Source organism: Streptomyces sp. NBC_00212, assembly GCF_045206365.1.
GTDB lineage: Bacteria > Actinomycetota > Actinomycetes > Streptomycetales > Streptomycetaceae > Streptomyces.
The window spans coordinates 7,632,443-7,645,396 of the sequence record NZ_CP108115.1 but is presented as its reverse complement, the minus strand read 5'-3'; the positions used below and the strand labels follow the sequence as shown (position 1 = coordinate 7,645,396).

At 72.4% G+C, this 12,954-nt stretch carries 12 protein-coding genes; 8 read left to right on the top strand and 4 right to left on the bottom strand.

The features are described from left to right. Positions 1 to 30: 30 nt before the first annotated feature. Together OHA17_RS34870 and OHA17_RS34865 are read right to left on the bottom strand one after the other, a co-directional pair. The gene (locus OHA17_RS34870) at positions 31 to 1,167 is read right to left on the bottom strand and encodes a hypothetical protein (protein ID WP_406509800.1); all 1,137 of its coding nucleotides are present in this window, start codon (positions 1,165 to 1,167) and stop codon (positions 31 to 33) included. 219 nt (positions 1,168 to 1,386) lie between these two features. Next, positions 1,387 to 2,343 (bottom strand): TIGR01777 family oxidoreductase, encoded by a 957-nt coding sequence (locus OHA17_RS34865; protein WP_406509799.1) that lies wholly within the window; start codon positions 2,341 to 2,343, stop codon positions 1,387 to 1,389. Between the two features lie 184 nt (positions 2,344 to 2,527). Between OHA17_RS34865 and OHA17_RS34860 the strand changes: the two genes are divergently transcribed. The 3 genes from OHA17_RS34860 to thrS all read left to right on the top strand — a co-directional run bounded on the left by OHA17_RS34860 (position 2,528) and on the right by thrS (position 4,839). Further along, positions 2,528 to 3,040, top strand: a complete 513-nt coding sequence (locus tag OHA17_RS34860; RefSeq protein WP_053728641.1) for a DUF5709 domain-containing protein — start codon at positions 2,528 to 2,530, stop codon at positions 3,038 to 3,040. Positions 3,041 to 3,069: 29 nt separating this feature from the next. After that, positions 3,070 to 3,318 carry a type B 50S ribosomal protein L31 gene (locus OHA17_RS34855; protein ID WP_053728640.1) on the top strand — a complete coding sequence of 83 codons (249 nt, stop codon included), beginning with the start codon at positions 3,070 to 3,072 and terminating at the stop codon, positions 3,316 to 3,318. Between the two features lie 198 nt (positions 3,319 to 3,516). After that, positions 3,517 to 4,839: a threonine--tRNA ligase gene (gene thrS, locus OHA17_RS34850; RefSeq protein ID WP_406510895.1), complete on the top strand. Its 1,323-nt coding sequence runs from the start codon at positions 3,517 to 3,519 to the stop codon at positions 4,837 to 4,839. On the opposite strand, the gene OHA17_RS34845 is transcribed toward thrS, so the two are convergent. Together OHA17_RS34845 and OHA17_RS34840 are read right to left on the bottom strand one after the other, a co-directional pair. Further along, positions 4,832 to 6,994, bottom strand: a complete 2,163-nt coding sequence (locus OHA17_RS34845; protein WP_406509798.1) for a tetratricopeptide repeat protein — start codon at positions 6,992 to 6,994, stop codon at positions 4,832 to 4,834. The two genes, thrS and OHA17_RS34845, sit on opposite strands and share 8 nt — an antisense overlap. Then, on the bottom strand, positions 6,991 to 8,202 hold the full coding sequence (locus tag OHA17_RS34840; RefSeq protein ID WP_406509797.1) for a hypothetical protein: 1,212 nt from the start codon (positions 8,200 to 8,202) through the stop codon (positions 6,991 to 6,993). Before OHA17_RS34840 ends, OHA17_RS34845 begins: the two co-directional genes overlap by 4 nt. An 834-nt stretch (positions 8,203 to 9,036) precedes the next feature. On the opposite strand from OHA17_RS34840, the gene OHA17_RS34835 reads away from it, so the two are divergent. From OHA17_RS34835 to OHA17_RS34815, 5 genes are all read left to right on the top strand, one after another. Further along, on the top strand, positions 9,037 to 9,915 hold the full coding sequence (locus OHA17_RS34835; protein ID WP_406509796.1) for a glycerophosphodiester phosphodiesterase: 879 nt from the start codon (positions 9,037 to 9,039) through the stop codon (positions 9,913 to 9,915). 94 nt (positions 9,916 to 10,009) lie between these two features. Continuing rightward, positions 10,010 to 11,002: a dihydroxyacetone kinase subunit DhaK gene (dhaK, locus tag OHA17_RS34830; RefSeq protein WP_406510894.1), complete on the top strand. Its 993-nt coding sequence runs from the start codon at positions 10,010 to 10,012 to the stop codon at positions 11,000 to 11,002. A 22-nt stretch (positions 11,003 to 11,024) separates the two neighbouring features. Beyond that, the gene (gene dhaL, locus OHA17_RS34825; RefSeq protein WP_406509795.1) at positions 11,025 to 11,621 is read left to right on the top strand and encodes a dihydroxyacetone kinase subunit DhaL; all 597 of its coding nucleotides are present in this window, start codon (positions 11,025 to 11,027) and stop codon (positions 11,619 to 11,621) included. Further along, positions 11,618 to 12,031, top strand: a complete 414-nt coding sequence (locus OHA17_RS34820) for a PTS fructose transporter subunit IIA (RefSeq protein WP_406509794.1) — start codon at positions 11,618 to 11,620, stop codon at positions 12,029 to 12,031. Before dhaL ends, OHA17_RS34820 begins: the two co-directional genes overlap by 4 nt. Positions 12,032 to 12,155: 124 nt before the next feature. After that, positions 12,156 to 12,947 carry a PIG-L deacetylase family protein gene (locus tag OHA17_RS34815; RefSeq protein ID WP_406509793.1) on the top strand — a complete coding sequence of 264 codons (792 nt, stop codon included), beginning with the start codon at positions 12,156 to 12,158 and terminating at the stop codon, positions 12,945 to 12,947. Positions 12,948 to 12,954 lie beyond the last annotated feature (7 nt).

Here is a 12,954-nt window from a genome sequence, read left to right as displayed (position 1 = left end):
AGCCTGTGTCCGATGCCGAGGTGCGTGGCGTCAGACGCCGACGGCCTCTTCGATCTCCTCTTCCTCTTCGGCCTCTTCTGCGAGGGCCGCGGCCACCGCGACGGAGGGCGCCACCTCTGCGGCGGGCGCCACCTCGACAGGGGCGGCGGCCCGAGCCCGGCGGCGTTCGACCAGCCCCGCGACCGCCATCACGGCGAGGCCGAGGACCAGCCAGGCGGCGAGCACCCACACGTCGCGGGCGAGGCCGTGGCCGCCGAAGTAGACCAGGTCGCGGATGCCCTCGACGAGGCCCGCGCCGTTCCAGAAGGCGTGCAGACCGCCGAAGAAGCCGTTCTGGAGCTCGGGCCGGAACAGGCCGCCGGAGCTCGTGAAGTTGAGCATCACGAAGAGCACCATCACGGCGAGCGTGGTCCAGCGCTTGAGGAAGGTGTGGAGCCCGGCGCCGAGGAAGAGGATGCCCGCCGAGTACAGCCAGGACATCGCCCACACGCCCCACAGGCCGTGGTCGACCAGGTGGAACAGCGGTCCCGCTAGGGCCGCGCCGATCACCGAGACCGCGAAGGAGACCCCGGTCACCAGCGTCGCCCGCAGCTTCAGCGAGAGCCCGGCGCCGGCCGCGCCGAGCGCCGCGACAGAGGCGTACGAGCCGATGCTCACGGCGATGAGCAGGAAGAAGATGCCCGAGCCCGTCGGGTCGTCGGAGACCGGCGGTACGACGTCGGTGACCTTCAGGGGGACGCCCTGGGCGCTCGCCACCGGGGTGAAGACCTTCTCGACGGCCGTGGCGCTCATGTCGGAGCCGGCCGAGGCGACGACGAGCTCGGGCGCCTTCGCGTTCAGGACGTAGGCGCCGGAGATGTCCCGGTGCTTGAGCTGGTCGACGGCGGTGGCGCGGTCGGCGACGGTGCGCACGTCGAGCTTGTCGCCCGCCTCGTCCTTCACCGTCTGCGCGAACACCTTGGCCTCGGGGCCCGCCCCGACGACCGCGACCGGCAGGTGGTGCGGCTCGGGGGTGGCGAACGCCCCCAGGTAGGCGAGTCCCATGCCGAGGCACATCAGCAGCGGGGTGATCAGATGCGTGAGGACGTGCCGCAGCGCGGGGTTCGACGGCGCCGTACGCGCGTCGCCCGGCGTCGCGACCCGTCCGGCCTTGTGGCCTCCGGACATGACAGGACCCTTCTGATCGGACCCACGGTCGGGACGGCCGCGAACCCAATGGTTGGCTTTTACAACTTCTATGAGTTGTACTATACAAGCATTTCCTCGGAGAAGCCACCTCGATGGCGACCGGGGCCCCGCCGCGCCGAGATGGGCCGCACCTCCCCAGGGCCTGGCGGTCCTCGCGGGCTTCGCGACGAAGGTCGGCCAAGTACCGGGCAGGACGGGCTAGTTGACGCTCCGGCACTCGTCCCGTACCCGCCGGACCAGGTCGGCGGCAGCCCCCGCCCACTCCGCGTGCTCAAAGGTGAACCCCGCCTCCAGGAGGCGCCCCGGCACCACCCGCCGGCTCTTCAGCAGCAACTCCGTGTCCGAGCGGAGCGCGAACGCGCCGAGCTCGGCCATCCACTTCGTGGCGGGCAGCCCGACCGGGACGCCCCACGCGCCGCGCAGGGCGCGCATGAAGGCCCGCTGCGGGAGCGGGGCCGGGGCGGCCAGGTTCACGGGGCCGGTGAGGTCGTCGCGCGCGACGAGGAACTCGACCGCCCGCACGAAGTCGCGGTCGTGGATCCAGGACACGTACTGCCTGCCGCCCGCGACCGGGCCGCCGAGCCCGAGCCGCGCCATCTTCAGGAGTACGTCGAAGACGCCCTCGCGATCGGGGCTCATCACCATCGCGGAGCGCAGCGCGACCTTGCGGGTGCCCGGCGTGCGGGCCTGCTCCTGGGCCGCCTCCCACGCCTTGGCGATCTCGACGCTGAACCCCCAGTAGTCGGGGATGTCCGGCTCGGCGCCGCCCACGATCCCGGTCGCCTCGTCGTTGGCCGCGTCGAAGCGGTGGGCGTACAGGGTCGCGGTGCTCATCTGGAGCCACACCTTCGGGGGCCGCGCGGCGGCGCCGATCGCCTCGCCGACGATCCGGGCGGAGCGCACCCGCGAGTCCATCATGGCCCGCAGGTTCGCCTCGGTGTAGCGGCAGCTCACGCTGCGGCCGGCCAGGTTGATCACGACGTCGCTGCCGTCGACGACGTCCGCCCATGCGCCGAGCGTCTCGCCGTCCCAGCCCACCTCGCGCTCGCGGCGCGGCCGCCGGGTCAGGATCACGACGTCGTGGCCCGCGGCGGTCAGCGCCCGGTCCAGGATCGCGCCGACCTGCCCGGTTCCGCCGGGAATCACTATCTTCATTGCGCCCCCTCGATCATGAGCCCGACCCTACCGCACCGACTTGAACGCGTTCAAAGAAGCCCTGCGGTCACCCGGGTGGCTCGCGTGCGGTGGTGGCGGAAGGCCGGGCGAGCCGAGACTGGAGGCGGCTGCCGGATCCGACCGAGCGGCGTGCGAGCCACTGGTCGCAACCCAGGAGGTAGCCGTGGTCGACAGTGAGGCGTGGGGGGACGACGTCTATCAGCCCGACGGCTCCGAGGTACAGGACGACGAGGGCATCCTGAGCGCCGAGGACACGCTGCTCGACGACGGCCCCGCCGACCCCCTCGACGTGGGCTACTCGCCGCCGGAACGGCCCTGGGCCGTGGAGCGCGACGGGGTGACGGCGGCCGAGCGGCTGCACGGCGAGAGCCTCGACCAGCGCCTGGCCGACGAGGTCCCGGAGGTGTCCGACGCCGACGGCGACGGCATGGGCGACACCTCGGACACCGACGGCGAGCCGCGCGACATCGAGGTCGGCGGCGCCCGCGCCGGACGGCTCGTCGCCCCGGACGAGGGAGCGCACCCGGACGACGAGACCCGGATGCTCGCGAGGGACGTGGGCATCGACGGCGCGGCCTCCTCGGCCGAGGAGGCCGCCATGCACATCGTCGACGAGGACGACCTCGACGACCTCGACGGCTTCGAGGCCCCCGCCCGCACCGAATCGGGCGACTGAAACCCGCCGACCGAAACCCCGGAGCCCCCATGCAGCGTGACAAGCAGCCCTCGTACCAGCCGGTCGTCTTCCGCGACAAGGCCGCCGGGTTCGCTTTCCTGACCCGGTCGACCGCGACGAGCGAGGAGACGATCGACTGGGACGACGGGAACACGTACCCGGTCATCGACGTGGAGATCTCCGCGGAGAGCCACCCCTTCTACACCGGCAAGGCTCGGACGGTGGACACGGAGGGGCGGATCGCCCGCTTCGAGCGCCGCTACGAGGGCAAGGAGTGACCCGGGCGGCCCGGTGCGTCAGGGCCTCCCGCCGCGCGGGACGGCCGCCGGAACGGGGTGTCGATCCGCTGCCGTAGCGGCACCGGAGAAATAGGGAGGCGCGCGCCCCGCCGGGGCTGTTAGCTTCACCGGCATGAGCAAGCGTGCGGCTGTGCAGTGGACGACGACGCCGGAGAGTGTCCCGGCGCGCTGACAGTTGTGTACGTCAAGAGCCCCGGGGCGAGTGGCCCCGGGGCTCTTCCGTGCGGTCACTCGTCCCACGAAGACCGCGAGGAGCCCCCCGTGCACGACCACCGCAAACTCGGCCGCGAACTCGACCTGTTCGACACCGACCCGCTGATGGGGGCCGGACTGCCATACTGGCTGCCGGACGGCGCGGCCGTGCGGCACGCCCTGGAGGAATACGTCCGCGAGACCGAGCGGCGGGCCGGATACCGGCACGTGTACTCGCCGGTGCTCGGCAAGCGCGAGCTGTACGAGATCTCCGGGCACTGGTCGCACTACAGCGAGGACATGTTCCCGCCGATGGACCTGGGCGCGGAGCAGGTGGTGCTGCGCCCGAGCCTGTGCCCCCACCACGCCCTGATCTACCGCTCACGCGCCCACAGCTACCGTGAACTCCCGCTGCGCATGGCCGAGTTGGGCGGCATGTACCGCTCGGAGCTCTCCGGTGTGCTCGGTGGTCTGACCCGGGTGCGGGCGATCCAGCTCAACGACGCCCACATCTTCTGCACCCTTGAGCAGGTCGCCGAGGAGGCGCGGGCGGCGCTCGACCTGATCGGCCGCGCGTACGCGACCCTTGGCATCCGCCCGGCCCGCTACCGCCTCTCGCTGCCCGGCGCGGGCGGCAAGTACGTGGCGGACGCCGACATGTGGGAGCGGGCCGCCGCCCTGCTGACCGAGGTGCTCGACGCCAGTGGGGTGCCGTACGAGTCCGTCGAGGGCGAGGCCGCGTTCTACGGCCCGAAGATCGATGTGCAGATCGCCGACGCGGCGGGTCGCGAGGCGACCCTGTCCACCGTGCAGGTCGACTTCCACCAGCCCGAGCGGTTCGATCTGCACTACATCGGGCCGGACGGCGCCAAGCACCGGCCGGTGATGGTCCACCGCAGCGTCATCGGCAGCATGGAGCGCGCCGTCGCCCATCTCATCGAGCTCCACGGCGGCGCCTTCCCCGCCTGGCTGGCGCCCGTTCAGCTGGTGGTGGTGCCCATCTCCGACGCCGAGGTGAACAAGGCCGCCGAGCTCGTGGAGCGAGCCGTCGCCGACGGCCTGCGGGCCGAGCTCGCCGGACCGGAACAGGGCTCCCTGGGCGCCCGCGTCCGAGCCGCCCGGCTCGTCCCGTACCAGGCGGTGATCGGCGCCCGGGAGGCCGCGGCGGGCGAGGTCGCCCCGCGGCTGCGCGACGGCCGCCGCCCGGACGCCCTCGCGGCCGCGGAACTCCTGCGACGTATCGGCGCCCTCGTGGCGGCGCGGAGCCCCGAACTCTGGGACGAGGTGGGCGAGTTGGCCATCAGCTGAGGGCGTCGGTGCGCGACTGGATCTCCTTGGCGTACGGAGAGGCTCCGTCCGGGCCGTATGCGGCGAGGTGTGCCCGCCAGTCGGCGAGCGCGCCCTCGCCGTCGTGCAGGGCGAGGCGGCTGAGCCCGCGCCGGTAGAGGACGTCGGGGCCCTGTCCGGCGAGGGCCGCCACCGCGATGTCGAGGTCCGCCAGGGCGCGCTCGTGCTCGCCGAGGTCCTGCAGGGCGATGGCGCGGTTGGCCCGCAGTTCACCGTCGTCCATGAGCCGGATCGCCTCGTCGAGGTCGGATACGGCCTGCGCGGGGCGGCCCGCCGTATGGGCGAGGACGGCGCGGTTGGCCCAGGCCGCGACGAAACCTGGCTCGATGCGCAAGGCCGCCGCGTAACTGGCGTAGGCGCCTGCCGTGTCACCGGACTCGGCGAGCAACGCACCCTGGGCGGCAAGGAGTTGGGCGTTGCCGGGGTCGAGCGCGAGGCCCTGCTCGATGTCGGCGGCGGCCCGCTCGTGCTCGCCGCGTGCCAGGAGCAGGTCGGCGCGGTGGACGAGCGATTCGAGGTGGCTCGGCTCCACTTCGAGCGCGTAGTCCAGGTCCCGCAGCGCCTCCTCGTCCCGGCCGAGTTGGCGCAGCAGGTCGGCGCGGTTGAAGTGGGCCTCGTGGAACGGCGGGGTCAGCCGGATCGCGGCGGCGTAGTCCGCGAGCGCCTCGTGGTGCAGGCCCACGGCGCGGCGCTGCGCGGCCCGTTCGAAGTAGTAGTCGCCGTAGTCCGGGTCGCGGCGGATCACCTCGTCGTAGTCGGCGATCGAGGCGGTGTGGTCGCCGCGCGCGCCGCGCACCTGGGCGCGGTTGTACAACAGCACGGAACGGTGCAGGAGTTGCTCGTCGGGCCCGAAGTCGGCGTCGGTGATGGCGATCGCCTCCTCCACTAGGGCGAGCGAACCGTCGACGTTGCCCCGGTGCAGCTCGACGAGGGCGCGGGCGTTGCGCATGAACGCCCTTACCAGGACCCGTCGTTCGGGGTCGGGGTGGACGTCGGCGATCCCGATCGCGGTGTTGACCCAGGCGAGCGCCAGGTCCTCGTCGTGGGCGCCCTTGGGCAGGAAGCGGGTGTAGAGCATCGCCATGAGATAGCTGGTTCCCATGTGCGCGTCGGCGTCGGTGGTCATCCGCCGTATCTCGTCGAAGTAGCCGACGGCCTCGTCGCCGCGCCCCAGATAGGACAGGCAGGCGCCGGTCTTGTGGGTGAGCGTGCGGTACGTCGTCGAGTCCTGGCCGACGGGAATGAGCCGGCGGCCGCGCAGCGCGAGCTCGATCACGGCCTCGTAGAAGCCGAGCGCGAAGCAGGAGTTGACGGCTTCGGACAGGGCGGCGAGACCCGCGCCCGCCGGGTCGGTGCCGTGTTCCAGGTGGTACGGGATGGCGCCGTGCCGCAGGGTCGGCTCGTCGAGCGCGGCCAGCTCGGCGGCGCGGGCGGTGTGCCGCCGGGCCCGCTCCTCGGGTTCGAGCTTCGCGTACGCGGCGAGGAGCGCGGGGTCGCGGCTTGTGCCGTCGGAGTCGATGAACTGCTGCGCGGCGTCGGCCCTTTTTGTCGGAGGCCCCGCGCGCTCCGGCCGCTTCGGCACCCGGGCCGCATGGTTCTTCAGCGCCCGCCCGAGCGCGTCGTCGGCCCGGCCCGCGTGCTCGACGACCACGGTCAGCTCGGCGGGGTCGCAGCGGCGCAGGAGGACGGCGACGAAGTCGCGGTCGGTGGGATCGGCCGCGTCCAGGTCGCGAAAGGCGACGACGACTCCCCCGGGATGTTTGACACGGGCCCAGTCCATGAGGAGTTCGGCGGCGCCGTGGGCGAGCCGCAGCGCGCGGGTCGCCGGGTAGAACCGGGTGCGCTCCTTGACGCCCGCGAGGTTGGTGAGGGTCTGCGGCGCCTGAGGGACGACCGGAGTGACCTCCGGGGCGAGCGCGATGACCTCGGTCGCCCGCCGGGCCACCAACTCGCCGTGTTCCGGGACGAGTTCGGGCACGATGCGGCGCAGCAGGGTGCCGCCCGCCGTGTACGGTCCGCGCAGCCGGCGGTGGCAGGGGACGGTGAGGTGCGCGGCGGGCGGTCCGTCGGACGCCGGGGCTTCCGCGTCGGCCCAGTAGTGGCGGGGCGAGGTCATGTCAGTGCTCCTTGGCGTGAGTTCTTCCGGGTCCGGGCACGCCGGTCCCGCAGCGTGACGAAGATCAGCAGGCCGATCTCGAACGAGGTGATGGCCACGAATCCCGCGGCGTCGACGAGGTCGGACGTCGAAGTCAGCGGGTTGGTGAAGCGGTCGACGGCCGTCGACCAGAACTGCCAGGCGGTAGGGATCGCCGCCCAGGCGAGGCTGCCCAGCGAGAACCCGTAGCCGGACACGAGGACCGGCGCGTACCAGCGCGCCATCGCACGGTCGCGGTCCGACCATTGCGTGTCCGGCCGGGGCGGTTCGCGGCGCAGCAGCCACCGGAATCCGCTCCGGAGACGGAAACGGGCGGCGCCCTGCACATCCGTACAGCGCAACGCGTTGTTCAGGACGTAGTAGAGGTCGGTCTCCAGATAGAACATGAACTGCCAGATGAGCCGCACCACACAGGTGAAGGCGACCGCGAGGCAGAACTTGTGGATCCAGGCGGGAATTCCGTGACCGGCCAGTTCCACCGAAAGAAGAGTGAGCATCGAAAAGAGGACGACGTCGGCGAGCATTCCGGCGAGGAACGGCAGATAGCGTCGGCGCCTTTCGACGCTGAGCAGGGAGTCGAGGCGGGTCTCGGCGACCAGGTAGTAGAGCCGCCGGCCGATACCGAGCGTGGAGGGGAGCCCGAGCCTGCGCCCTGCGAGGGTATGAAATCCCTCGTGGATCAGAATGCACGGGATCACCGTCACGAACAGCGCGATGGGGATCAGCGAAATGTGGCCGGTGAAGAACAGATTGCGGTACGAGGGCCTCAGTTCCGGCGCCCGGACCATCGCGGCGACGGCGGCCGCCGTCAGCGTGATGTAGAGGAACCAGGCGGGCCGGGAGAACGCGGCCGCGCCCAGACGCTGCCAGCGGATCGGCCCCCGCGCCGATTCCTGTGCCGCCTCGCCGCGCAGAAATCGAAGGTCTTCGAGGGTGGCCAGGAAGTCGGCCATGTCGAGGCGCTCCCCGCAGGTCCGCTCGTACCAGGAGGCGGCGTCGGGGACCGGGACCCCGGCACCGAGCAGCCGCAGGACCTGTGCGCCTTCTTCGGGGAAGACCGCGTACGAGCCGATGTCGGGCCGCCCGACCATGACGCCGTCGTGCTCGGCCACCATCGTGAGTGTGTGGAGGCGGACCGTGGGGCCGCCGCCGGGAACCAGCGCGCTCATGCGGTGCGCACCCTTCTGCTCTGCTCCGCGAACCGAGGCGGAGCCGGAGCCGGACCCCCGGTGAGGGCCCGGCCCCGACCGGATGTCACTGCTGGGCGCACAGGTAGTAGCAGGCGGTCGTCAGGCGGATCGGACCGGCCTTGCGGATCGACATCTTCTTCATGGATTCCCCTCCTCTCATCGGTCGTGGCGCATGGAATCGCGCGAGGCGCCCGCAGTGGGGCACGGGTGCGACGCGGCAGGGATTTCCCCGGTGGGCACGAGTGAATTGCCATGAATACGCGAATGGCGGATCGGGGCGGTCTCACGAAGTCGTCGACGACTTTCGGCGACCAGCCGCCGACGACACCCGAAGGCCAGGTACCCCCGTTCACCGGCCCAATTCACAGCATCCGGTGGGTACTTGACGGTGTCAACCAGGGAACGGGAGCGTCCGCATTTTCGCCCGACCGGGCCTTTTGGATAAATGCGTGGGCCGTATCAACACCGGCTGCCGAAATGCCAAGGCGCGGAACGTTTTCGGGCAGCGTGGAAACAGACGCCACTTCCGAATGCGCCGGGCTGTTCGGTCCGGGCCGGCGCGTGCCCCGTTTTCCGGGCCCTGCCGCGATCGCGGCCGTCGGGCCCTCGCCGTCCCATACGGACCGGCGGGCCGTGCCGTTCAGCGAAACGTCCGCTCAGATGCTCGCACTTGGGCCTCCTGGCCGAACGGGAGCCACCCGCACCGGGGAACGCGTCCCCGTTCTTGGTCAGCTCCTCATGGCAACGGCGCTGTGGGGGGCGGCCGGCTGGCACCCTCGCGGAGATCGATCCGAGCCGTCGTGAGGAATGCGCATGCAGCACCGCACCGCTGTGTCCACCGTCGTCAGCGCGCTCTGCGGGGCCCTCGCCCTCGCCCTGCCCGCCCAAGCGGCGTCGGCCCGCCAGGCGGGGCACATCATCGTCTTCGGCCACCGGGGGGCTTCGGCGTACGCCCCGGAGAACACCCTCGACTCCGTGCAGCGAGCCGCCGACATCGGCGTCGACTGGGTGGAGAACGACGTCCAGCGCACCCGCGACGGCGCGCTCGTCGTCATCCACGACACGACACTGGCCCGCACCACCAACGTCGAGCAGCGCTACCCCGACCGGGCGCCCTGGTCCGTGGGTTCGTTCTCGCTCGCCGAGATCAAGCAGCTCGACGCGGGCAGCTGGTTCGGCCCGGACTTCCGGGGCGAGCGCATCCCCACCCTTCAGGAGTACCTGGACCTGCTCGACGACACCGGCCAGGGCCTGCTGCTCGAACTGAAGCAGCCCGAGCTGTACCCGGGCATCGAGCGCCAGACCCTGGACGTCCTGGGCCGGGCCGACTGGCTCGACCGGCCGCACCTCGCCCGGCGCCTGATCGTGCAGAGCTTCAGCGCCCCCGCGCTGCGCACCACGCACCGGCTCCGCCCCGAGGTCCGCACCGGCTTCCTCGGCAATCCGCCGGTCTCCCAGCTCAAGCAGTACGCCGCCTTCACCGACGAGATCAACGCGGAGCAGCATTCGGTGACCGCCGCGTACGTCAAGGCGGTGCACGGGATGAAGGGGGCCCATAGCAAGGCGATGCGCATCAACACCTGGACCGTCGACAACGCGCCCGCCGCCACCAAGCTGGTGAGGATGGGGGTCGACGGGATCATCACCGACCGCCCCGACCTCATCGAGAGCGCGACGCGGCGGCACACGTAGCCGCCGCCCTGATGGCACGTCAACTGCCGTGACCGACGGGCGTCGCGTGATACTGGGGCCGTCACACTCCGCACGCCTCGCCCTGGAGGTCATGGTGAACATGCTCATCAACGTGCCCGAGACCGTCGTAGCGGACGCGCTGCGCGGGATCGCCGCCGCGCATCCCGCGCTCACGGTCGACGTCGAGAACCGGCTGGTCGTGCGGCGTGACGCACCCGTGGCCGGGCAGGTGGGCCTCGTCTCGGGCGGCGGGTCCGGGCACGAGCCGCTGCACGCGGGCTTCGTGGGGCCGGGCATGCTGTCCGCCGCGTGCCCCGGCGAGGTGTTCACGTCGCCCGTGCCGGATCAGATGGTGCGGGCCGCGGCGGCCGTGGACGGCGGCGCCGGGGTGCTGTTCGTGGTCAAGAACTACACCGGCGACGTACTCAACTTCGACATGGCGGCCGAGCTCGCCGAGGACGAGGGCGTGACGATCGCCAAGGTCCTCGTGGACGACGACGTCGCGGTGACCGACAGCCTCTACACGGCGGGGCGGCGTGGCACCGGCGCGACGCTGTTCGTCGAGAAGATCGCCGGGGCGGCCGCCGCGGAGGGCCGGCCCTTGGAGCGGGTCGAGGCGATCGCCCGGCAGGTGAACGCGAGCTCGCGCAGTTTCGGGGTGGCCCTGACCGCCTGTTCCACCCCCGCCAAGGGCAGCCCGACCTTCGAACTGCCGCCGGGTGAGCTGGAGTTGGGGGTCGGCATCCACGGCGAGCCGGGGCGGGAGCGGCGGGCGATGATGACCTCGCGGGAGATCGCGGACTACGCCGTGGACGTCGTCCTGGAGGATCTGCGGCCGACGAGCCCCGTACTGCTCCTCGTCAACGGGATGGGCGCCACGCCCCTGCTCGAACTGTACGGATTCAACGCCGAGGTGCACCGGGTCCTGGCCGAGCGGGGCGTGCCGGTGGCCCGTACGCTCGTGGGGAACTATGTGACCTCGCTCGACATGGCGGGCTGCTCGGTGACGCTCTGTCAGGTCGACGAGGAGCTGCTGCGGTTGTGGGACGCCCCCGTCGACACGGCCGCGCTGCGGTGGGGATGCTGAACCGATGCCTCAAGGAGGGCTTGTGCTCGACGCCGCGTTCATGTGCCGCTGGATGACCGCCACCGCCGCCGCGGTGGACCGGGAGGCGGCCCGGCTCACCGATCTCGACTCGGCGATCGGCGACGCCGACCACGGGGCGAATCTGCAGCGCGGCTTCACCGCGGTGACGGCGCTGCTCGACAAGGAGGCGCCCGCCACTCCGGGGGACGTACTCGCCCTGACCGGGCGGCAGTTGATCTCCACGGTCGGGGGTGCTTCGGGGCCGCTGTACGGGACGCTGCTTCGCCGCACCGGCAAGGCGCTCGGGGACGCCGCCGAGGTCACGAGGGAGCAGTTGGCCGAGGCGCTCGGCGCCGGGGTCGCGGCGGTCGCCCAGCTGGGCGGGGCGGCGGCCGGGGACAAGACGATGCTGGACGCGCTGCTGCCGGCGGTCGAGGCGCTCGGCGAGTCCTTCGGCGCGGCGGCCGAGGCGGCCGACGCGGGGGCGCTCGCGACCGTACCGCTGCGTGCCCGCAAGGGGCGGGCCAGTTATCTCGGGGAGCGCTCCGTGGGCCATCAGGATCCGGGGGCGACGTCGTCGGCGCTGCTGATCGGCGCGCTGGCCGAGGCCGCCGCGTGAGCGGGCCGGGCCCGCTGGTCGGGGTGGTGCTCGTCTCGCACAGCGCGGCGGTGGCGGCGTCCGTCGCCGAACTGGCCGAGGGCCTCGCGGGCGGCGGCCCCACCGCCCCCGTCGCCCCCGCGGGCGGCCTGCCCGGCGGGGGCCTGGGCACCAGCGAGGAACTCATCGTGCGGGCGGCCGAGGCCGTGGACCGCGGCGCGGGCGTGGCCGTCCTGGTGGACCTGGGCAGCGCGGTCCTCACGGTCAAGGCCCTGCTGGCCGAGGGCGACGAACTCCCGCCCGGCACAAGGCTGTTGGACGCCCCGTTCGTGGAGGGCGCGGTGGCCGCGGTCGTCAGCGCGTCGGCGGGCGCGGACCTGGACGCGGTGGAGGCGGCGGCCGCGGAGGCGTACGGCTACCGGAAGGTGTGAGGGGCGGAACGCGGCGGGGGCGTTCGGCAGCCGGACGCCCGGCCCGGGACGTGCGGCCCTCCCGGTTCGCACCGGACACGTCATCCGGCTGTCGCGCGTCCTCGCCCGGCGCCATCATGAGGACATGAGTGCCTTCAACGACTTGGGCGGCACCGGCGGGCCGCGGCTCGCCCCGCTGCCGGAGGACTGGACCCGTGCGCTGGCCGTCGTGGCGCATCCGGACGACATCGAGTACGGCACCGCGTCCGCGGTCGCCCGCTGGACCGCGCAGGGCAAACAGGTCGGCTACGTCCTGGCGACGCGCGGGGAGGCGGGGATCGACGGGATGCATCCGGACCGGGCCGCGCCGCTGCGCGAGGCCGAGGAGCGGGCCGGGGCGCGCGAGGTCGGGGTCAGTGATGTGGAGTTCCTCGGCCACCGGGACGGGGTGGTGGAGTACGGGATCGAGCTGCGGCGCGACATCACGCGGGCCATCCGCAGGTTCCGGCCGGAGGTGATCCTCTCCGGTGCGTACACGATCCGGATGATCGGCGGGCTGATCAACCAGGCCGACCACCGGGCGGTCGGGCTCGCGGCGCTGGACGCGGCGCGGGACGCCGGGAACCGGTGGGTCTTCCCGGAGCTGGCCGAGGAAGGGCTCGAACCGTGGCCCGGGGTGCGTTTCGTCGCGTTCGCGGGGTCGGACCGGCCCACGCACGGGGTGGAGGTGACGGGCGACCCGCTGGAGCGCGGCATCGCCTCCCTCGCCGCGCACGTCGAGTACACCAAGGGGCTCGGCGCGGACGCCGACGCCTTCGCTCCGCGCCCCTTCCTGACCTGGATCGCGCGCTCGTCGGGTCCGGCCATGGGAGTGGAGGCCGCCGTGCTCTTCGACGTCCACCAGCTGGCTCCCGAGGGGCCGCCGCCCTGGGTGTGAGCGCCGC